The 19,255-nt window shown below is 62.9% G+C and carries 21 protein-coding genes and 1 other RNA gene; 6 read left to right on the forward strand and 16 right to left on the reverse strand.

The window, feature by feature from the left end; translation table 11 throughout:
• Positions 1-3: 3 nt before the first annotated feature.
• The 9 genes from mraY to rsmI form a co-directional block, all read right to left on the reverse strand.
• Positions 4-1,086 carry a phospho-N-acetylmuramoyl-pentapeptide-transferase gene (mraY, locus tag B2790_RS13060; protein WP_025340548.1) on the reverse strand — a complete coding sequence of 361 codons (1,083 nt, stop codon included), beginning with the start codon at positions 1,084-1,086 and terminating at the stop codon, positions 4-6.
• Complete coding sequence (locus B2790_RS13065; RefSeq protein WP_075046265.1) at positions 1,086-2,453, reverse strand: UDP-N-acetylmuramoyl-tripeptide--D-alanyl-D-alanine ligase; 1,368 nt, start codon at positions 2,451-2,453, stop codon at positions 1,086-1,088. Before B2790_RS13065 ends, mraY begins: the two co-directional genes overlap by 1 nt.
• Complete coding sequence (locus B2790_RS13070; protein ID WP_286918961.1) at positions 2,446-3,936, reverse strand: UDP-N-acetylmuramoyl-L-alanyl-D-glutamate--2,6-diaminopimelate ligase; 1,491 nt, start codon at positions 3,934-3,936, stop codon at positions 2,446-2,448. The genes B2790_RS13065 and B2790_RS13070 overlap by 8 nt, the downstream gene beginning before the upstream one ends.
• A complete protein-coding gene (locus B2790_RS13075; protein WP_162276789.1) occupies positions 3,933-5,675 on the reverse strand; it encodes a peptidoglycan D,D-transpeptidase FtsI family protein in 1,743 nt (580 codons plus the stop codon). The genes B2790_RS13070 and B2790_RS13075 overlap by 4 nt, the downstream gene beginning before the upstream one ends.
• Positions 5,675-5,968 carry a cell division protein FtsL gene (ftsL, locus tag B2790_RS13080; protein WP_025340552.1) on the reverse strand — a complete coding sequence of 98 codons (294 nt, stop codon included), beginning with the start codon at positions 5,966-5,968 and terminating at the stop codon, positions 5,675-5,677. Before ftsL ends, B2790_RS13075 begins: the two co-directional genes overlap by 1 nt.
• Positions 5,965-6,912 carry a 16S rRNA (cytosine(1402)-N(4))-methyltransferase RsmH gene (gene rsmH / locus B2790_RS13085; protein WP_025340553.1) on the reverse strand — a complete coding sequence of 316 codons (948 nt, stop codon included), beginning with the start codon at positions 6,910-6,912 and terminating at the stop codon, positions 5,965-5,967. Before rsmH ends, ftsL begins: the two co-directional genes overlap by 4 nt.
• The gene (gene mraZ, locus B2790_RS13090; RefSeq protein ID WP_004575120.1) at positions 6,909-7,364 is read right to left on the reverse strand and encodes a division/cell wall cluster transcriptional repressor MraZ; all 456 of its coding nucleotides are present in this window, start codon (positions 7,362-7,364) and stop codon (positions 6,909-6,911) included. Before mraZ ends, rsmH begins: the two co-directional genes overlap by 4 nt.
• Positions 7,365-7,672: 308 nt before the next feature.
• Positions 7,673-8,032: RNase P RNA component class A (gene rnpB / locus B2790_RS13095), an RNA gene on the reverse strand.
• A gap of 67 nt (positions 8,033-8,099) precedes the next feature.
• Entirely contained in the window at positions 8,100-8,975 is an 876-nt protein-coding gene (gene rsmI / locus B2790_RS13100; protein ID WP_043935900.1) for a 16S rRNA (cytidine(1402)-2'-O)-methyltransferase, read from the reverse strand.
• Positions 8,976-9,161: 186 nt separating this feature from the next.
• Between rsmI and B2790_RS13105 the strand changes: the two genes are divergently transcribed.
• From B2790_RS13105 to B2790_RS13125, 5 genes are all read left to right on the forward strand, one after another.
• On the forward strand, positions 9,162-10,979 hold the full coding sequence (locus B2790_RS13105; protein ID WP_025340555.1) for a penicillin-binding protein activator: 1,818 nt from the start codon (positions 9,162-9,164) through the stop codon (positions 10,977-10,979).
• Positions 10,979-11,350, forward strand: a complete 372-nt coding sequence (locus B2790_RS13110) for a YraN family protein (RefSeq protein WP_085664411.1) — start codon at positions 10,979-10,981, stop codon at positions 11,348-11,350. The genes B2790_RS13105 and B2790_RS13110 overlap by 1 nt, the downstream gene beginning before the upstream one ends.
• An 86-nt stretch (positions 11,351-11,436) precedes the next feature.
• Positions 11,437-12,030, forward strand: coding sequence for a phosphoheptose isomerase (locus tag B2790_RS13115; protein WP_012274070.1), 594 nt, complete (start codon positions 11,437-11,439; stop codon positions 12,028-12,030).
• Positions 12,027-12,605: a BON domain-containing protein gene (locus B2790_RS13120; protein WP_015271720.1), complete on the forward strand. Its 579-nt coding sequence runs from the start codon at positions 12,027-12,029 to the stop codon at positions 12,603-12,605. Before B2790_RS13115 ends, B2790_RS13120 begins: the two co-directional genes overlap by 4 nt.
• Before the next feature lie 142 nt (positions 12,606-12,747).
• Positions 12,748-12,966, forward strand: a complete 219-nt coding sequence (locus B2790_RS13125) for a YgdI/YgdR family lipoprotein (protein ID WP_025340556.1) — start codon at positions 12,748-12,750, stop codon at positions 12,964-12,966.
• 48 nt (positions 12,967-13,014) lie between these two features.
• Here the strand turns inward: B2790_RS13125 and B2790_RS13130 are convergent, their stop codons facing one another.
• The 7 genes from B2790_RS13130 to rplM all read right to left on the reverse strand — a co-directional run bounded on the left by B2790_RS13130 (position 13,015) and on the right by rplM (position 17,880).
• Complete coding sequence (locus B2790_RS13130) at positions 13,015-13,446, reverse strand: ClpXP protease specificity-enhancing factor (protein ID WP_084785265.1); 432 nt, start codon at positions 13,444-13,446, stop codon at positions 13,015-13,017.
• Positions 13,447-13,456: 10 nt separating this feature from the next.
• Positions 13,457-14,080, reverse strand: a complete 624-nt coding sequence (locus B2790_RS13135) for a glutathione S-transferase N-terminal domain-containing protein (RefSeq protein WP_137162367.1) — start codon at positions 14,078-14,080, stop codon at positions 13,457-13,459.
• 117 nt (positions 14,081-14,197) lie between these two features.
• Entirely contained in the window at positions 14,198-14,977 is a 780-nt protein-coding gene (locus B2790_RS13140) for a cytochrome c1 (protein WP_137162368.1), read from the reverse strand.
• Entirely contained in the window at positions 14,977-16,188 is a 1,212-nt protein-coding gene (locus tag B2790_RS13145) for a cytochrome b (RefSeq protein WP_025340560.1), read from the reverse strand. The genes B2790_RS13140 and B2790_RS13145 overlap by 1 nt, the downstream gene beginning before the upstream one ends.
• Positions 16,188-16,781 carry a ubiquinol-cytochrome c reductase iron-sulfur subunit gene (gene petA, locus B2790_RS13150; RefSeq protein ID WP_015271723.1) on the reverse strand — a complete coding sequence of 198 codons (594 nt, stop codon included), beginning with the start codon at positions 16,779-16,781 and terminating at the stop codon, positions 16,188-16,190. Before petA ends, B2790_RS13145 begins: the two co-directional genes overlap by 1 nt.
• A gap of 263 nt (positions 16,782-17,044) precedes the next feature.
• Positions 17,045-17,437: a 30S ribosomal protein S9 gene (gene rpsI / locus B2790_RS13155; protein WP_003260797.1), complete on the reverse strand. Its 393-nt coding sequence runs from the start codon at positions 17,435-17,437 to the stop codon at positions 17,045-17,047.
• 14 nt (positions 17,438-17,451) lie between these two features.
• Entirely contained in the window at positions 17,452-17,880 is a 429-nt protein-coding gene (gene rplM / locus B2790_RS13160) for a 50S ribosomal protein L13 (RefSeq protein ID WP_003260798.1), read from the reverse strand.
• Between the two features lie 257 nt (positions 17,881-18,137).
• Between rplM and B2790_RS13165 the strand changes: the two genes are divergently transcribed.
• The gene (locus B2790_RS13165; RefSeq protein WP_286918962.1) at positions 18,138-19,178 is read left to right on the forward strand and encodes an NADP(H)-dependent aldo-keto reductase; all 1,041 of its coding nucleotides are present in this window, start codon (positions 18,138-18,140) and stop codon (positions 19,176-19,178) included.
• Positions 19,179-19,255: the final 77 nt, after the last annotated feature.

The following is a 19,255-nucleotide window of genomic DNA, read 5'->3' on the forward strand; positions in this document are numbered from 1 at the left end:
CATCTACCTCAGTTTCAGGGTTGCAAGGCCGACCAGCACCAGGATCACGGTGATGATCCAGAAGCGGACGATCACCCGTGGCTCTGGCCAGCCCTTGAGTTCAAAGTGGTGGTGGATCGGCGCCATGCGGAACACGCGCTTGCCGGTAAGCTTGAAGGAGGCAACCTGGATCACCACCGACAGGGTTTCCATGACGAACACGCCGCCCATGATGAACAGCACGATTTCCTGGCGGACGATCACGGCGATGGTGCCCAGCGCGGCGCCCAGCGCCAGCGCGCCGACGTCACCCATGAATACCTGCGCCGGGTAGGTGTTGAACCACAGGAAGCCCAGGCCGGCACCGATCAGCGCGCCGCAGAACACGATCAGCTCGCCCGAGCCCGGCACATAGGGGATCAGCAGGTATTCGGCGAACTTCACGTTGCCCGACAGGTAGCAGAAGATGCCCAGGGCACCGCCGACCATCACCGTCGGCATGATCGCCAGGCCGTCGAGGCCGTCGGTGAGGTTGACCGCGTTGCTCGAACCGACAATGACGAAGTAGGTCAGCACGACGAAGCCGATGCCCAGCGGAATGGTGACATCCTTGATGAACGGCAGGATCAGCGTGGTTTCGACGCTGGTCGGCGCGGTCTTGTACAGGAAGATGGCTGCAGCCAGGCCGAACACCGACTGCCAGAAGTACTTCCAGCGGCTTGGCAGGCCACGCGAGTTCTTTTCGATCACCTTGCGGTAGTCGTCGACCCAGCCGATGGCACCGAATGCCAGGGTAACGATCAGCACCACCCACACGTAGCGGTTGGTCAGGTCGGCCCACAGCAGGGTGCTGACGGCAATCGCGGACAGGATCAGCGCCCCACCCATGGTCGGGGTGCCGGACTTGGACAGGTGCGATTGCGGGCCGTCGTTACGCACGGCCTGGCCGATCTGGCGGATTTGCAGGGTACGGATCATCCACGGCCCCAGCCACAGCGCCAGGGACAACGCGGTCAGCACACCCAGAATCCCGCGCAGGGACAGGTACTGGAAGACCGCGAAGCCTTTGTGGAACTGTTGCAGATACTCGGCCAACAGCAGCAGCATTAATGTTTCTCCCCGCTGGCACCGCACAATGCCGCCACGACGTTTTCCATCGCAGCGCTGCGCGAGCCCTTGATCAAGATTGTGGTGTCGCTGGCATTCTCGGCGCCAACCGCGTCGATCAGCTCAGCTTGAGTAGCGAAATGGCGGCCATTGGCGCCGAACGCCTTGACCGCGTGTGTCATGTTGGAACCCACTGCGTACAGGGCGTCGACCTTGCCACGCGCGTAGTCACCCACCTGACGGTGGCCTTCTTCCGCCCATTGCCCCAGTTCGCCGATATCTCCAAGCACCAGGACGGTGCGTCCGGAAAAGCCGGCGAGTATATCAATGGCCGCGCACATGGAGGTGGGATTTGCGTTGTAACTGTCGTCGATCACGCGCACACCGTTCGGCGCGATCTGCGCCACGGTACGGCCCTTGACCGGCTGCACGGCAGCCAGGCCGGCGGCGATGCCGCTCAGGCTCAGACCAACGGCATGGGCAGCGGCGGCGGCGGCCAGGGCATTGCTGACGTTGTGCTCACCAAGCACATTGAGTTGCACGTCTACCACGTCACCAGCGCCGTGCAGCTTGAACGACGGGCAACCACGGGCATCGCGACCGATGTCCGTGGCATGGAAATCGGCCTTTGCATTGCTGCGGGCAAAGCTGAAGACCTTGTGCGCGCCGGCGCGTGCCTTCCAGATATCAAAGGCCTTGTCGTCCAGGTTGAGGATGGCGATGCCGCCCTCGCCCAGGCCTTCGAGGATCTCGCCCTTGGCTTCGACGATCTTTTCCGGGCCGCCGAACTCGCCAACGTGGGCGGTACCGGCGTTGTTGATGATGACCACCTGGGGCTGGGTCAGGCCGACGGTGTAGCGGATCTCGCCAATGCGCGAGGCGCCCAGTTCGATCACCGCGGCACTGTGCTCGGGAGCGATCTCCAGCAGGGTCAGCGGCGCGCCGAGGTCGTTGTTCAGGTTGCCGCGGGTGGCGTGCACCAGGCCACGGGTGCGCAGGATGCTGGCGAGCATCTCCTTGACCGTGGTCTTGCCGCTGGAACCGGTGATGGCCACCACCGGCTTGTCGAAGGCAGCACGGTTCAGCGCGCCAAGCTGGCCGAGGGCCAGGCGGCAATCGGCGACCAGCAGCTGCGGCAGGTCGACATCGGCTACTTCCCGCTCGACCAGGGCCGCGACAGCGCCTTTGGCCTTCACATCGGCCAGGTAGTCGTGGCCATCGAAGCGCGGGCCGGCCAGGGCGACGAACAGTTGCCCGGCGCCAACACTGCGGCTGTCGATGCTGACGCCGGTGAAGGTGGCGTCGGCACCGATTTGTTGACCACTCAGTGCTGTGGTCAGCTGGCTGAGTGACATCGGCTTAAGCATGTGGAGCCTCCCAGGCTGCAAGTGCCTTTTCGGCCTCGATCAAATCGGAGAAATCATGGCGCTCGCCATTGATCTCCTGGTAATCCTCGTGCCCCTTGCCGGCCAGCACGATCACATCGTCGGTAGCGGCAGTGGCGATCAGGTGTGCGATGGCTTCGCCACGACCGGCAACGAACTCGACCCCGGCAGGTTTGGCGAAACCCGGGCGGATGTCGTCAAAGATGCGCAGCGGGTCTTCAGTACGCGGGTTGTCGTCGGTGACCAGCACGCGGTCGGCCAGGCGCTCGGCCACTTCGGCCATCAACGGACGCTTGCCGCGGTCTCGGTCGCCGCCGCAGCCGAACAGGCACAGCAGCTTGCCGTGCGCATGCGGGCGCAGGGCTTCGAGCACTTTCTCCAGGGCGTCCGGGGTGTGTGCGTAGTCGACCACCACCAGCGGCTTGTCGCCCCCACCCAGGCGCTGCATGCGGCCGATCGGCCCCTGCAGCTGCGGGGTGACCTTGAGGATTTCGTCCAGCGCGTAGTCCAGCGCCAACAGGGTCGCCACGGCGGCGAGCATGTTGCTCAGGTTGAAGCGGCCCAGCAACTTGCTGCTCAGGGTACGTTCGCCCTGGGCGGTGACCAGGGTGGCGCGCACGCCATCGTCATTGAACATGGCTTCGCGGCAGAACAACGAGGCCTCCGGGTTCTCCAGGCTGTAGCTGAGCAACCGGGTCTCGATATGGTCGACACTCGGGCGGCGGGCAAAATCGGCGGCCAGGCGACGGCCGAAGTCGTCATCCAGGTTGACCACCTGGCAGCGCAGGCTCGGCCAGGCGAACAGCTTGGCCTTGGCGGCCTCGTAGGCCTCCATGCTGCCGTGGTAGTCCAGGTGGTCGCGGGACAGGTTGGTCATGACCGCGATGTCGAATTCCAGCGCGGCGACCCGGCCCTGCTCCAGGGCGTGGGAGGAAACCTCCATGGCCACGGCCTTGGCGCCACCTTTCTTGAGGTCGTTGAGGGTCGACTGTACGGCGATCGGGTCGGGCGTGGTCAGGCGGCCACTCTGCAGCTCACCATAGAAGCCGGTACCCAGGGTGCCGATCAGGCCGCAACGCTGACCAAGCAAGTCCAGCGCCTGGGCCACCAGCTGGGTGACGCTGGTCTTGCCGTTGGTACCGGTCACGCCCACCAGGTTCAGCTGGCGGCTCGGTTCGCCATAGAAGCGCCCTGCGATATCCGAAAGCTGGGCGATCAGGCCCTTGACCGGGATGAGCGGCACGTCGGTCAGTGGCAGAACGCTCGTGCCCTGTTCTTCATAGGCCACAGCAGCAGCGCCACGCGCCAGGGCATCGGCGATATGCTCGCGGCCATCGACCTTGGCGCCCGGCACGGCCAGGAACAGGTCGCCCGGGCGCACATTGCGGCTGTCCAGGGTCAGTTCACGGATCAGCGGGTCGCGGCTGGCGTGAGCGAAAAGCTTGCTCAATGGCATTGTCATCATCCACGCCCTCCCTTGGCGGTTGCTGCTGCATTGACTTGCGATTGTTCGACGGGTGCTGGTGGCGGCAGGTTGTCTGGCGGCACGTTCATCAGGCGCAGGGTGCCGGACATGACCTTGCTGAACACCGGCGCCGAAACCAGGCCGCCGAAGTAGCCGCCCTTGCCTGGTTCGTCGATGACCACGACGATGGCGTAGCGCGGGTCGCTCATCGGCCCGAAGCCGGCGAACAGCGAGCGGTAGGCGTTTTCGGTGTAGCCCTTGGAGCCCACGGTGGCTTTACGCGCGGTACCGGACTTGCCGGCCACGTGGTAGAACGGCACTTGGGCGCGGAACACGCCGCGCGGTGCTTCGATCACCTGCTGCAGCATGCCCTGGACGGTTTCGGCGGTTTCCTTCGGAATGGCCTGCACGGCTTCCGGGGCCTTGTCGACCTTGAGGATCGACAGCGGCACCATCTTGCCGTCGTTGGCCAGCGCCGCGTAGGCATGCACCAGCTGCAGGGCGGTGACCGACACGCCATAGCCATAGGACAGGGTCGCGGTCTCTGCCTTGCGCCACTCGCGGTGGTTGGGCAGGTTGCCGACGCGCTCGCCGGGGAAGCCAAGGCCGGTGTACTGGCCCAGGCCGACCTGGGACATGACCCGGTAGATGGCCTCGCCGCCGATGTCGAAGGCGATCTTGCTCATGCCAACGTTACTGGAGTTGATCAGAATGCCGGTCAGGTCGAGGATCGGGCCTTCGCTCCTGGACACGTCCTTGATGGTGTAGCGGCCGATCTGCAGGCTGCCCGGGTACACCTCGACCTTGTCGGTCGGCTTCCAGCGGCCACTTTCCAGTGCCGCGCTCATGGAGATCGGCTTGACCGTGGAACCTGGCTCGAACACGTCGATGATCGCGCGGTTACGCATGGCGGCCGGGAACATGCTGCGTCGGTTGTTGGGGTTGTAGGTCGGCTGGTTGACCATGGCCAGGACCTCACCGGTCTTGACGTCCATGATCACCAGGCTGCCGGCCTTGGCGTCCTGTTCGGCAATGGCGTTGCGCAGCTCGCGGGTAGCCAGGTACTGCAGGCGCAGGTCTATCGACAACGCCAAGGTCTTCCCGGCCTTGGCGTTCTTGGTTACCTGGATGTCCTTGATCAGCCGGCCGCGCCGGTCTTTGATCACCTGCCGCTTGCCGGGTACGCCGGCCAGCCACTCGTCATAGGCCAGTTCTACCCCTTCGCGACCGTGGTCGTCGAGGTCGGTGAAGCCGACCATGTGCGCGGTGACATCACCGGCCGGGTAGAAGCGGCGGAATTCTTCCAGGCCGTACACGCCTGGCACTTTCAGGTCGAGTACATGCTGGCCCTGCTCCGGGGTAAGGCCGCGGACCAGATAGATGAACTCTTTGCTGGCCTGCTGGGTCAGGCGCTCGGTCAGCTGCTGCGGGTTCTGCCCCAGCGCTGCCGCCAGCTGTGGCCAGCGGTCCTTGGAGGCCTGCATTTCCTTGGGGTTGGCCCACAGGGTGGTGACCGGGGTACTGACCGCCAGCGGTTCACCGTTACGGTCGGTGATCAGGCCGCGGTGAGCCGGGATAGGGATGTGACGCAGGCTGCGCGCATCGCCCTGGCCCTTGAGGAAGTCACGGTCGACCACCTGCAGGTCGATGATGCGCCAGCAGATGGCACCGACCATCAGCGCCAGCAAGCCGATCACCACACGGAAGCGCCATGGGTAGAGTGCGCCTTCGAGCTTCATCATGGCGCCACCATCCGTACTTCGTCAGCCGAAGGTACGCGCATCTTCAGTTGCTCGGAAGCCAGGTTTTCGATGCGGCTGGCGGCGGTCCAGGTGCTTTGCTCGAGGATCAGCCGGCCCCACTCGGCCTGGGCCTTGTCGCGTTCGTTCAACTCGCCGTACAGGGTGTTGAGCAACTGACGGTTCCAGTGCGCGCTGTAGGACACGGCGATGGCCGAAATCAGCACGGCAACGAACAGCAGAAGCATCAGGAAGCTTCCGCCTGGCAAGGGTTTGGCAAACAGCCTGCTCACCGCAGCTTCTCCGCCACCCGCATCACGGCGCTGCGCGCCCGCGGGTTGGCCTTGAGCTCGGCTTCGGAGGCGAACTGGGCCTTGCCGATGAGCTTGATTTTCGGCTCGAAGGCCTTGTGCTGAACCGGCAGGTTACGTGGCAGGTTGTCGGCCTCGCCCTTGACCAGCTTGCGCATGAACAGCTTGACGATACGGTCTTCCAGCGAGTGGAAACTGATGACTGCCAGGCGCCCGCCAACTTCCAGCGCTTCGAGCGCTGCCTCAAGACCGGTCTCTAGGTCGCCCAGTTCGTTGTTGACGTGGATACGCAGGCCCTGGAAGGCACGGGTAGCCGGGTTCTTGCCCTTTTCCCAAGCCGGGTTGGCCACCTTGAGCACTTCCGCCAGGTCGGCGGTACGGGTGAACGGCTGCTTTTCGCGGCGCTCCACCACAGCACGCGCCATGCGCCCGGCAAAGCGCTCCTCGCCGTATTCCTTGAATACGCGGGCGATCTCTTCCACCGGCGCAGTGGCGATGAACTCGGCGGCGCTGATGCCCTGGTCCGGGTTCATGCGCATGTCCAGCGGGCCATCATTGAGGAAGCTGAAGCCACGCTCGGGGTCATCCAGCTGCGGCGAGGAAACGCCCAGGTCGAGCAATACGCCACTGACCTTGCCATCCAGGCCGCGCTCGGCCACTTCCGCGCCCAGCTCGGCAAAGCTGCGCTGCACAATGACAAAGCGGCCGTCTTCGGCCGCCAGCGCTTGCCCCGTGGCAATCGCCTGTGGATCTTTGTCGAAACCCAGCAGCCGCCCTTGCGGCCCGAGCTTGCTGAGAATCAGCCGGCTGTGCCCGCCACGGCCGAAAGTGCCGTCCAGATAGCAACCGTCGGCGCGCAAGGCCAATGCCTCGACAGCTTCGTCGAGCAGGACGGTAATGTGGTTGAAGCCGCTATCTATGGTCACAGGATCAGGTCACGCAATTCGTCGGGCATGGCGCCCGGTTGTTGAATAGCTGCAAGGTCGGCTGCCGAAACCGCGTTCCAGGCATCTTCATCCCACAGCTGGAATTTGTTCAGTTGCCCCACCAGCATCGCCTTCTTGTCGAGTTTGGCGTACTCACGCAGACGGGGCGGCACCAGGAAACGCCCGCTGCCATCGAGCTCCAGGTCAACCGCATTACCGATCAGCAAACGCTGCAGGCGGCGGTTTTCCTCACGCAACGATGGCAAGGCACGCAACTTGGCTTCTATCTGTTCCCACTCATCGAGGGGATAAACACACAAGCAGGGGTCAACGGCGTCGATGGTCACGATCAGCTGACCATTGCAACGCGAATCGAGCTCGTCACGGTACCGGCTCGGCATGGCGAGACGGCCCTTGGCATCGAGGCTGACGGCGTTGGCTCCGCGGAACACGGCTGCGATTCCCCACAATGTTAGCTTTTTTGTGCCAGAAAACCCACTTCATCCCACTTTCTGCCACTTGCGCACACTATAGGAATCCGCCCGCAGCACCGTCAAGGCACGTTCGGAAGGAAAAGCCTTACAGGACCGAGATTTAGCGCAATAAAGGAATGCGGAAGGACTACCGAGGAGAAAAAAACACGAGAAAAATCAAACCCACGCAGGCGAATGGAGTTCGAAGTTAAAGTGATTTATTAAGAGTAAGATTTTTTCGGTATTACCAGAGGGCATCTGCTATCGAATAAAGCAGGGAGGGAAAGGTGGAGAGTCGATCTGTAAGCCGGGTTTTGTCGAGGACAGTCATTCCTCTACGACGGCCATCGCTGGACGCCTCTAGCAACCTACCCGGTTCCGACGCGGGCCACGCCTGATGGAACCCTATTTGGTCTTGCTCCGAGTGGGGTTTACCTAGCCACGAACTGTTGCCAGCCGTGCGGTGCGCTCTTACCGCACCTTTTCACCCTTACCGGCACCGAAGTGCTTAGGCGGTTATTTTCTGTGGCACTTTCCGTAGGCTCGCGCCTCCCAGGCGTTACCTGGCACTCTGCCCTATGGAGCCCGGACTTTCCTCCCCCTGCTGTTGCGGAACAAAAGCAGGCAGCGACTGTCCGATCGACTCTCCGCCGCCAAGATTAACGGCACGCGCGCCCGAGAACAAGCAATACCGACATCTATATCAATTTGCCACTACTCGGCTTTCTGCTTTTCCAGGGCCAGTTGGTACAGCAGGTTCTTGCGCACCCCGGTAATTTCCGCGGCCAGTGCCGCCGCCCGCTTGAGTGGCAACTCGGCCAGCAGCAGGTCGAGCACCCGCTGCGCCTCGGCACTGATCGCCTGCTCGCCCTCCGGCGCACTCCAGCCACCGACCAGCACCACGCACTCACCGCGCTGCTGGTTGCTGTCGCCGGCAACGAACGCGCGCAGCTCGGCCAGGGGCAGGCCCTTGAGGGTCTCGAAGGTCTTGGTCAGCTCGCGCGCCAAAAGCGCCGGGCGCTCGCCACCGAACACCGCCTCCATGTCCTCGAGGCATTCCAGGATACGGTGCGGGGCCTCATAGAAGATCAGCGTGCGCGGCTCTTCCTTTACCTGCTCCAGGCGCGCCCGACGCCCCGCTGCCTTGGCCGGCAGGAAGCCTTCGAAGATGAAGCGGTCCGAAGGCAGGCCGGCCGCCGACAGCGCGGCGATCAGAGCGCAGGCGCCCGGCACCGGCACCACGTTCACACCCGCAGCGCGCGCCTGGCGCACCAGGTGGTACCCCGGATCGGAAATCAGCGGCGTGCCGGCATCGGAGACCAACGCCACATTCTCACCCGCCAGCAGCTTGGTGAGAAAACGCCCGCCCTCGTCACGCTCGTTGTGCTCATGACAGGCCGCCAGCGGCGTGTCGATGCCGAAGTGCTGCAGCAGGCGGATCGAATGACGGGTATCTTCCGCCGCGATCAGGGCCACGTCCGCCAGCACCTTCAGCGCCCGGGCGCTCATGTCGTCAAGGTTGCCGATGGGGGTTGCGACCACATACAGCGTCCCCACGGTGGATTTCGAAGCCCCTGCCACATCAGTCACTGCGCACACCTGTCGTTCGGATCAAAGGCGCCATTGTAGCCCGAGCGCCTGCAACAGGGCGCAAAGAACTTCGCCGACGACCGATGGCAGGCCTCCTATAGTGAAGGATCGACACGGCAACATCGCGCCCCGGCCAGCGCTTGGGTACAATTGCCGGCCACCTTGATCGAGTAACAGGACCTTTACATGATCGCTTGCCTGCGGCTGTTCACAGCCCTCTGCCTTGCTGCCTTGCTGGCAGCCTGCGCCAGCTCGCCCTCATCCAGCCTGGGCGAACTGCCACGCACCCCGGACGCCAGCATCGAGCAACTGCTCGAGAAGGCTGCTTCCAGCAAGTCCGCGGAAGACGCCGCCCTGCTGCGCCTGAGCGCAGCCGACCTGGCCTACAAGCAGAAGGATTTCCCACGCGCCGCACGCATCCTCGAGCAGGTGCCGCTGGACACGCTCAAGCCGGCGCAGCAAGTGTTCGCCAGCACCCTCGGTGCCGAGCTGGCCATGAGCCGCAACCAGCCCAAGGCCGCCCTGACCGCCCTGGCCCACCCGAGCCTGCAGCGCGTCGCCGAACTGCCGGAAGAACAGCAAGCGCGCACCTACAGCGTACACGCGGCCGCCCTCGAAGCCGATGGCCAGGCCCTGGCCGCCGCGCAACAGCGCGTGCTGCTGGCCCCGCTGCTCAGCGGCCAGGCCGCCAGCGCCAACAATGACGCCATCTGGGCACTGGTCGCCTCGCTGCCGGCAGAGCAACTGCAGCAGCCTGGCAACGACCAGACCCTGGCGGGCTGGACCAGCCTGGCCTTCGCGGTAAAAAGCGCCGGCACCCTGGAACAGCAGCAAGCGGCTATCGACGCCTGGGTCAAACAGCACCCGGACCACCCGGCTGCCCAGCAACTGCCGCTGGCACTGACCAAGCTCAAGGAGCTGGCCAGCCAGCCGCTGACCAAGATTGCCCTGCTGCTGCCTCAGGAAGGCCCGCTGGCCGGTGTTGCCCGCGCCCTGCGTGACGGCTTCATGGCTGCGCACTTCCAGGCCCAGCAAGCCGGCCAGCAGGCGCCAGCCGTGCAGGTATTCGACAGCTCGCGCATCGGTTCGCTCGACGACTTCTATCGCCAGGCCCAGGCCGCAGGCGTACAGCTGGTCATCGGCCCGCTGGAAAAACCGCTGGTCAAGCAACTGGCTGCCAAGCCACAACTGCCGATCACCACCCTGGCCCTGAACTACGCCGACGCCGGCCAGAAGGCGCCGCCGCAGCTGTTCCAGTTCGGCCTGGCTGCCGAAGACGAAGCCCGTGAAGTGGCCCGCCGCGCCCGCGCCGATGGAATGGTCCGCGCCGTGGCCCTGGTGCCGAGCGGCGAATGGGGCGACCGCGTGCTTGCCGCCTTCCGCCAGGACTGGGAAGGCAACGGTGGCACCCTGCTCGCCGCCGAGCGCATCGCCCAGCCGGTCGCACTGGCCCAGCAGATTGCCGACCTGTTCCAGCTGCGCCAGAGCGAAGGCCGCGCCAAGAGCCTGCAGAGCACGGTAGGCGGCAGCATCGCCGCGCAGCCGTCGCGCCGCCAGGACATCGACTTCATCTTCCTCGCCTCGACCCCGCAACAGGCCCAGCAGATCAAGCCGACCCTGAACTTCCAGTACGCCGGTGACGTACCGGTCTACGCCACCTCGAACCTGTACAGCGCCAGTGGTGACGTCAACCAGTACAACGACATGAACGGCATCCGCTTCTGCGAAACCCCGTGGCTGCTCGATACCAGCAACAGCCTGCGCCAGCAGGTCGTGCAGCAATGGCCGCAAGCCGCCGGCAGCCTGGGCCGCCTGTATGCCATGGGCGTCGACGCCTACAGCCTGGCGCCGCGCCTGGGCCAACTGAAAGCGCTGCCGGACAACCGCGTACTGGGCCTTTCGGGCAGCCTGAGCATGAACGCCAACCAGCGTGTCGAGCGCCAGCTGCCTTGGGCCGAGTTCGTCGGCGGCCAGGTCCAGCGCCTGCCAGACACCGCCCGCTGATGGCAGCAGCGTCGCCCACCAGCGCCGGGCAGGCAGCGGAAACCCAAGCCCTTGAATACCTTCAAGGGCAGGGCCTGCACCTGCTGGCGCGCAACTGGCGATGCAAAGGCGGTGAGCTTGATCTGGTCATGCTCGACGCCGATACAGTAGTATTCGTCGAAGTCCGCTACCGGTTGCACGCGGGCTTCGGTGGCGCCCTCGGCAGTATCGACGGGCGCAAGCAGAAACGGTTGGTGCTCGCCGCCAGCCTGTTCCTGCAGAAGGAGCCCCACTGGGGCAACCACCCCTGCCGCTTCGACGTAGTCGCCCTGCAGGGCAGCCACCATGCAGGCAGACCGCTTCAATGGCTGAAAAACGCCTTCGAATGCTGAACCCACTCCGATTTTTTTGCTCTATGTTTCGCGGGCTGGTCGTTGTTGCGCGTAGCAAAGGCCACCGCCCCACTTAAGGTCACCAGATGGACATGCAATCCCGAATTCGCCGGCTGTTCCAGGCCAGCATCGATACCAAGCAACAGGCAATGGACATCCTGGCACCGCACATCGAGCAGGCCAGCCTGGTCATGGTCAATGCACTGCTCAACGAGGGCAAGATGCTCGCCTGCGGCAACGGCGGCTCGGCCGGCGATGCCCAGCACTTTTCCTCGGAGCTGCTCAACCGCTTCGAGCGCGAACGCCCGAGCCTGCCGGCCATCGCGCTGACCACCGACAGCTCGACCCTGACCTCGATCGCCAACGACTACAGCTACAACGAAGTCTTTTCCAAGCAGATCCGCGCGCTGGGCCAGCCCGGTGACGTTCTGCTGGCGATCTCCACCAGCGGCAACTCGGCCAACGTGATCCAGGCGATCCAGGCCGCACATGACCGCGAAATGATTGTCGTAGCATTGACGGGTCGCGATGGCGGCGGCATGGCTTCGTTGCTGCTGCCCGAAGACGTGGAAATCCGCGTACCTTCGACGGTTACCGCGCGCATCCAGGAAGTCCACCTGCTGGCGATCCACTGCCTGTGTGATCTGATCGACAGCCAACTGTTCGGGAGTGAAGAATGACCCCTATGCGCCTCGGCCTTATGGCCCTGACCCTGTGCCTGAGCGTCACTGGTTGCAGCTCGGTACTGACCTCTACCCGCAATTCGCCGATCGAGGACGATCGCGGCACGCGCACCATCGGCAGCAAGATCGACGATTCGCTGATCGAAACCAAGGCCTCGGTCAACATCGCCAAGGCCAGCCCTGACCTGGACAAAGGTTCGCACATCGTTGTCAGCAGCTACAACGGCATCGTCCTGCTGGCCGGCCAGACCCCGCGCGCCGACCTCAAGAGCCTTGCCGAGCAGACTGCCAGCCAGGTACAGCGGGTCAAGAAAGTACACAACGAGCTGCAGGTGATGCAGCCCTCCTCCATCCTGGCGCGCAACAACGACGCCTGGCTGACCACCAAGATCAAGACCCAGATGCTGACCGACAATGCCGTGCCCAGCTCGCGCATCAAGGTGATTACCGAGAACGGCATCGTCTACCTGCTCGGCCTGGTGACCCAGCAGGAGGCCAACTCGGCCACTGCCGTGGTACAGGGCGTTTCGGGTGTGCAGAAGATCGTCAAGCTGTTCGAGTACATCGACTGATTCATCAGCCTGTACCGGCCTCTTCGCGGGCTTGCCCGCTCCCACAGGGTTTAGCGTATCCCTGTGGGAGCGGGCAAGCCCGCGAAGAGGCCGGTACAGGCAAGCACAACACCTGTCTTTTCAGAAATCCAGGAAACACCGCATGAAAAAGCTTCTGCTGCCTGCCCTGCTGTTCGGCACTTTCGCCACCTTGGCCGGCTGCTCCACACCAAGCCTGATCACCCTCAACGATGGTCGTGAAATCCAGGCCGTCGACGTACCGGAATTCGACCGCGACGCCGGCTTCTACGAGTTCCAGCAACTCGACGGCAAGCGTACCCGCATCAACAAGGACCAGGTACGCACCATCAGCGACCTGTAAGTCAGGACTGGTAAAGAAAAAGGCGATCCGGTTGGATCGCCTTTTTTGTTACTTGACCACTTTCAGGCTTGGCCGGCCAGTCGGGCGTGGCGGCTGGCCACCACCTTCTGGTGGGCCATTGTCATCCGGCTGTACATCATCATCTTCCGGCTCATCGTCATCCATCACGGGCGGCTCCAGCTCGAAGACCATACCCTGGCCATTTTCGCGGGCATAGATACCCAGGATGGCGCCAACCGGCACGTACAGCGAGTGAGCCACGCCACCGAAGCGGCCCTCGAAGCTGACCGCGTCGTTGTCCATGTGCAGGCTGCGCACGGCACTTGGCGAGATGTTCAACACGATCTGGCCATCACTGGCGAAACCTTGCGGCACCTGCACCGCCGGGAATTCGGCATTGACCAGCATATGGGGCGTGCAATCGTTGTCGACGATCCACTCGTACAGTGCTCGAACCAGATAGGGGCGACTGGAGTTCATCAACGGCTCCTTAAAGCTTGCGCATTTCACGTTCTACAGAGGACAGGCTCGCCTGGAAAGGCTCGCGGGCGAACTGCCGCTCCATGTAATCCAGCAGCGGCTTGGCTTGCCGCGGCAACTCGATACCCAACACCGGCAGACGCCAGAGGATGGGCAGTAGACAACAATCGACCAGGCTTTGCTCCTCACTCATGAAGCAGGCGTACTCGCCGAACAGCGGCGAGACCCCGGTCAGGCTCTCACGCAACGCCTTGCGCGCTTCGGCTCGGTCAGCCTCGCTGCTGCGCGGATCGAGCACGGTATCGGCCAGGGAGCACCAGTCGCGCTGGATGCGATGCATCAGCAAGCGACTGTTCCCCCGCGCAACCGGGTACACCGGCATCAGCGGCGGATGTGGATAACGCTCCTCGAGGTATTCCATCACCACGGACGATTCATACAGCGCCAGGTCACGGTCGACCAGGGTCGGCACGCTGCCGTAAGGGTTCACCTCGGCCAGCTTGGGCGGCAGGCGACTGGGGTCGACATCGATGACCTGCACGCTGATACCCTTCTCGGCCAGCACGAGGCGTACCCGATGAGAATAGTGATCAGCGGGGTCGGAATAGCAGGCTAACCTGTTGGTTGCGCCCATGTAGCGCCTCCTCGCACGGGATGCTTGTGAAACTGTAAATGAAAACGCGCCCGTGGTGACCTGGCAGATCTGCCAGGCCACCACGGGCGCGTTCAACAACCAGAAACTACTGCGTGATCAGTGCACGTCCTTCCAGTATTCACGCTTGAGCAAGTAGGCGAATACGAAGAAGAAAGCCAGGTACAGCAACACGTAGGTACCGATGCGCTGGCTTTCCAGTTTGACCGGGTTGGCCGAATAGGCCAGGAAGGTCACCAGGTTCTTGACCTTCTCGTCGAACTGCTCGGTCGTCAGGGTACCGGAATTCGGCGTAATGGTCAGCTGGTCGCAGGCTTCATGGGTGATCGGGGCGCCGGTCAACGGGTCGAATTGCTTCTTGCCATCGGTCACGGTCTGCACCTGTTTGCAGCCGACGTACTGGTTGCCCTGCAGGCCAACCAGCACGTTTGGCATGCCGACGTTCGGGAACACCTTGTTGTTCACCCCATAAGGCCGCGACGGGTCCTCATAGAAGCTGCGCAGGTAGGTGTACAGCCAGTCGGTGCCACGCACCCGCGCCACCAGGGTCAGGTCTGGCGGTGCGGCGCCGAACCAGGTCTTGGCGTCACTGGGCTTCATGCCGATCTGCATGTGGTCACCGATCTTGGCACCGGTGAACACCAGCTTCTCGAGCATCAGCTCGTGGGGGATGCCAAGGTCATCGGCCACCCGCTCGTAACGCTGGAACTTGGCACTGTGGCAACCCATGCAATAGTTGGCAAAGGTACGCGCACCGTCCTGCATGGCGGCCTTGTCGCTCAGGTCGATGTCGACCTTGTCCAGCTCCAGGCCAGTTTCGGCCGCGAAGGAAAAGGCAGGCATCACTGCCAGCAAAAATACTGCAATCAACTTTTTCATCAGCCAGTCACCCTTTCCGGAACCGGTTTGGTCTTCTCGAGCCTTGTGTAGAACGGCATCAGCAGGAAGTAGGCGAAGTACAACACCGTGCACACCTGCGACAGCAAGGTACGCCCAGGTGTCGGCGCCAGTACGCCCAGCACGCCGAGGATGACGAAGGCCACGCAGAACACCAGCAGGAAGAGCTTGCTGATCCAGCCCTTGTAGCGCATGGAGCGCACCGGGCTGCGGTCGAGCCAGGGCAGTACGAACAGCACGGCAATGGCCGCACCCATGGCGATGACGCCCATCAGTTTGTCAGGCACCGCACGCAGGATCGCGTAGAACGGCGTGAAGTACCACACAGGCGCAATGTGCTCGGGGGTCTTGAAGGCGTTCGCTTGCTCGAAGTTAGGTTTCTCCAGGAAGTAACCGCCCATTTCCGGGAAGAAGAACACCACGGCGCAGAACACGAACAGGAACACCACCACGCCGACAATGTCCTTGACGGTGTAGTACGGGTGGAACGGGATACCATCCAGCGGGATACCGTTCTCGTCCTTTTTCTTCTTGATGTCGACGCCATCGGGGTTGTTCGAACCCACTTCGTGAAGGGCGAGGATGTGCAGCACCACCAGGCCGAGAATCACGATCGGCAGGGCGACCACGTGCAGGGCGAAGAAGCGGTTCAGGGTGATACCCGAGATCAGGTAGTCACCGCGGATCCACTGGGTGAGGTCGCCACCGATCACCGGAATGGCACCGAACAGCGAGATGATCACCTGGGCACCCCAATACGACATCTGGCCCCACGGCAGCAGGTAGCCCATGAAGGCTTCGGCCATCAGCGCCAGGTAGATCAGCATGCCGAACAGCCACACCAGTTCACGCGGCTTCTGGTAGGAGCCGTAGAGCAGGCCGCGGAACATGTGCAGGTAGACCACGATGAAGAACGCCGATGCACCGGTGGAGTGCAGGTAGCGCAGGATCCAGCCGTATTCCACGTCACGCATGATGTACTCGACCGAGGCGAACGCCTCTTCCGCCGAGGGCGTGAAGCTCATGGTCAGCCACACACCGGTGACGATCTGGTTGACCAGCACCAGCAGCGCCAGGGAGCCGAAGAAGTACAGGAAGTTGAAGTTCTTGGGCGCGTAATACTTGCTCAGGTGGTCTTCCCACATCTTGGTGGCGGGGAAGCGAGCATCAATCCAGTCCATGAACTTGCTCATCATGCGTTCTCCTGGTCAACGCCGATGACGACGATCTCGTCCGACTCGTAAGAGTGCGGTGGCACGGGCAGGTTGAGAGGTGCCGGCTGCGACTTGTAGACACGGCCGGCCAGGTCGTAGTGGGAGCCGTGGCACGGGCAGAAATAGCCACCGACCCATTTCGGGCCAAGGTCGGCGGGTGCGACTTCCGGACGGAAGGTGGGCGAGCAGCCCAGGTGTGTGCACAGGCCGACAAGGATGAGGATTTCCGGCTTGATCGAACGAACCTGCGGGTCGACGTAGGTGGGCTGTACCGAGGCCTTGGACTCGGGGTCAGCCAGGTCACCGACGACCTTTTTCAGGTTACCGAGGATCTCGTCCGTTCGCCGAACGATGAACACCGGCTGGCCACGCCACTCGGCCACCATCTGCTGCCCGGCCTCGACCTTGGCGATATTGACCTTCACCGGTGCACCGGCGGCTTTCGCCTTGGCACTGGGAAACCATGACCCCACGAACGGTACCGCAGCCCCCACTGCCCCCGCTGCCCCGACTACAGATGTCGCGGCTACGAGGAAGCGGCGCCGGCCTGCGTTGACGCCGTCATTGCTCATTCAGTCCTCTCCCATCAGCTTGCTTGGCCAGTTGGACCTGGCCTGTACTTAGGTAATGTCTGTGGCACTAAAAATTGGCCGCCATGGTAAGAAACAAATCCACACACTGACAAGGTGATTACCCGGGGAACAGGCTACAACCCTCGCTTTGCTTGATCTGCGTCTATGCGGCAAGTCGTCACCGACATGCTGACAGGTTAGTTCAAGACATAAAAAAAGCCCGGTTCCAAGGAACCGGGCTTTTTTCGACTGCCGAAGCGGTATTAACGCTTGGAGTACTGAGGACGCTTACGCGCTTTACGCAGACCCACTTTCTTACGCTCGACTTCACGAGCGTCGCGGGTGACGTAGCCAGCACGACGCAGAGCGCCACGCAGGGTTTCGTCGTATTCCATCAGAGCGCGGGTGATACCGTGACGGATCGCACCGGCTTGACCGCTGACACCACCACCGGAAACGGTGACGTAGATGTCGAACTTCTCGACGGTTTCGGTCAGCTCGAGCGGCTGACGAACAACCATGCGAGCGGTTTCGCGACCGAAGAACACGTCCAGAGAACGGTTGTTGATGGAAATGTTACCAGTACCCGGACGCAGGAATACGCGAGCGGTTGCGGTCTTGCGACGGCCAGTGCCGTAGTTTTGAGTCGCCGACATAATGAACTATCCCGTTAGATCTTCAGTTCTTGAGGCTGCTGAGCAGTGTGTGGGTGAGCAGCACCCGCGTACACTTTCAGCTTGCGGTACATGTCGCGACCCAGCGGGTTCTTCGGCAGCATGCCTTTGACCGCAGTTTCGATAACACGCTCAGGGGCCTTGGCGATCAACTTCTCGAAGTTGATTTCCTTGATACCGCCCGGGAAACCGGAGTGGGAGTAGTACATCTTGTCGGAAGACTTGGCACCAGTCACACGAACCTGCTCGGCGTTGATGACGACGATGTAGTCGCCGGTGTCAACGTGAGGGGTGTATTCTGGTTTGTGTTTGCCACGCAGACGGCTAGCGATTTCGGTAGCCAGACGACCCAGGGTCTGGCCAGCGGCGTCGACTACGAACCACTCGCGCTTTACTGTTTCCGGTTTAGCAGTAAAAGTTTTCATTCTCTAAAGCCTCAGAGGCCGCCCAGCGAAAAATAGACGGCGAATCTTACTGGATAGTGCACAGCTTGCCAAGGGCAAGCGCGCAGCCGAACGCTGACGCTTTTGGGGGCTCGGGTCAGGCACGCCAATGTTCGACGGGGTTCTTCCTGCGTGGTGGTGCATCACTTCCGCCACACGGAGAGGGGCCGAATTATCCAGATTGCGCGAAAAATTTCAACCTGCTTTGATGGGCTTCTTTGTCAAGGAGTGTCTACCCGATGGAATACCGCCAGCTCGGCCGTACCGACCTCAATGTCAGCGCCCTGTGCCTGGGCACCATGACCTGGGGCGAGCAGAACGTCCAGGCCGAGGCCTTCGAGCAGATTGGCCGGGCCAAGGCCGCCGGGGTCAACTTCATCGACACCGCCGAGATGTACCCGGTGCCGCCCCGCCCCGAAACCTACGCCGCCACCGAGCGCATCATCGGCAACTGGTTCCGCGCCAATGGCGATCGTGACGACTGGGTGCTGGCCAGCAAGGTCGCCGGCCCCGGCAACGGCATCAGCCACATCCGCGACGGCCAGCTCAAGCACAACCGCCAGCACATCGTCGCCGCGCTGGACGAGAGCCTCAAGCGCCTGCAGACCGACCGCATCGACCTGTACCAGCTGCACTGGCCCGAGCGCAGCACCAACTTCTTCGGCAAGCTGGGCTACCAGCACCTGCCACAGGACCACTTCACCCCGCTGGAAGAAACCCTCGAAGTGCTCGACGAGCAGGTGCGCGCAGGCAAGATCCGCCACGTCGGCCTGTCCAACGAAACGCCGTGGGGCACCATGAAGTTCCTGCAACTGGCCGAAAGCCGCGGCTGGCCGCGAGCGGTGTCGATCCAGAACCCGTACAACCTGCTCAACCGCAGCTTCGAGGTGGGCCTGGCGGAAGTGGCCATCCGCGAGCAGTGCGGCCTGCTGGCCTATTCGCCGCTGGCGTTCGGCATGCTTTCCGGCAAATACGAGAACGGCGCACGCCCGGAAAACGCACGCCTGACCCTGTTCAGCCGCTTTGCCCGCTACTCCAACCCACAGACCGTGGCGGCCTGCAGCCGCTATGTGCAGCTGGCCCGCGAGCACGGCCTGGACCCGGCACAGATGGCCCTGGCGTTCGTCACCCGGCAGCCGTTCGTGACCAGCAACATCATTGGCGCGACCAGCCTCGAGCAGCTGGACAGCAACCTTGCCAGCCTCGAGCTGAGCCTGAGTGATGAACTGCTGGCGGCGATCGAGGCGATTCACCAGGAGCAACCGAACCCGGCGCCTTGAGCCGGACCCTGTGCTGGTTTCTTCGCGGGCTTGCCCGCTCCCACAGGACCTCACTGCCCCTCAGGCCTGTGGGGTAC

It is taken from the genome of Pseudomonas sp. UBA6753 (genome assembly GCF_002453565.1).
GTDB lineage: Bacteria > Pseudomonadota > Gammaproteobacteria > Pseudomonadales > Pseudomonadaceae > Aquipseudomonas > Aquipseudomonas putida_Z.

Excerpts from the sequence above, each read along its gene's own strand:
- B2790_RS13165 (WP_286918962.1), top strand. The coding sequence starts at position 18,138 with ATGGAATACCGCCAGCTCGGCCGTACCGACCTCAATGTCAGCGCCCTG.
- B2790_RS13110 (WP_085664411.1), top strand. The coding sequence starts at position 10,979 with ATGGCAGCAGCGTCGCCCACCAGCGCCGGGCAGGCAGCGGAAACCCAA.
- B2790_RS13075 (WP_162276789.1), bottom strand. The coding sequence starts at position 5,675 with ATGAAGCTCGAAGGCGCACTCTACCCATGGCGCTTCCGTGTGGTGATC.
- petA (WP_015271723.1), bottom strand. The coding sequence starts at position 16,781 with ATGAGCAATGACGGCGTCAACGCAGGCCGGCGCCGCTTCCTCGTAGCC.
- B2790_RS13140 (WP_137162368.1), bottom strand. The coding sequence starts at position 14,977 with ATGAAAAAGTTGATTGCAGTATTTTTGCTGGCAGTGATGCCTGCCTTT.
- B2790_RS13130 (WP_084785265.1), bottom strand. The coding sequence starts at position 13,446 with ATGAACTCCAGTCGCCCCTATCTGGTTCGAGCACTGTACGAGTGGATC.
- B2790_RS13070 (WP_286918961.1), bottom strand. The coding sequence starts at position 3,936 with ATGATGACAATGCCATTGAGCAAGCTTTTCGCTCACGCCAGCCGCGAC.
- rpsI (WP_003260797.1), bottom strand. The coding sequence starts at position 17,437 with ATGTCGGCGACTCAAAACTACGGCACTGGCCGTCGCAAGACCGCAACC.
- B2790_RS13120 (WP_015271720.1), top strand. The coding sequence starts at position 12,027 with ATGACCCCTATGCGCCTCGGCCTTATGGCCCTGACCCTGTGCCTGAGC.
- B2790_RS13145 (WP_025340560.1), bottom strand. The coding sequence starts at position 16,188 with ATGAGCAAGTTCATGGACTGGATTGATGCTCGCTTCCCCGCCACCAAG.
- B2790_RS13135 (WP_137162367.1), bottom strand. The coding sequence starts at position 14,080 with ATGGGCGCAACCAACAGGTTAGCCTGCTATTCCGACCCCGCTGATCAC.
- B2790_RS13105 (WP_025340555.1), top strand. The coding sequence starts at position 9,162 with ATGATCGCTTGCCTGCGGCTGTTCACAGCCCTCTGCCTTGCTGCCTTG.
- mraY (WP_025340548.1), bottom strand. The coding sequence starts at position 1,086 with ATGCTGCTGCTGTTGGCCGAGTATCTGCAACAGTTCCACAAAGGCTTC.
- rplM (WP_003260798.1), bottom strand. The coding sequence starts at position 17,880 with ATGAAAACTTTTACTGCTAAACCGGAAACAGTAAAGCGCGAGTGGTTC.
- B2790_RS13115 (WP_012274070.1), top strand. The coding sequence starts at position 11,437 with ATGGACATGCAATCCCGAATTCGCCGGCTGTTCCAGGCCAGCATCGAT.
- B2790_RS13125 (WP_025340556.1), top strand. The coding sequence starts at position 12,748 with ATGAAAAAGCTTCTGCTGCCTGCCCTGCTGTTCGGCACTTTCGCCACC.
- B2790_RS13065 (WP_075046265.1), bottom strand. The coding sequence starts at position 2,453 with ATGCTTAAGCCGATGTCACTCAGCCAGCTGACCACAGCACTGAGTGGT.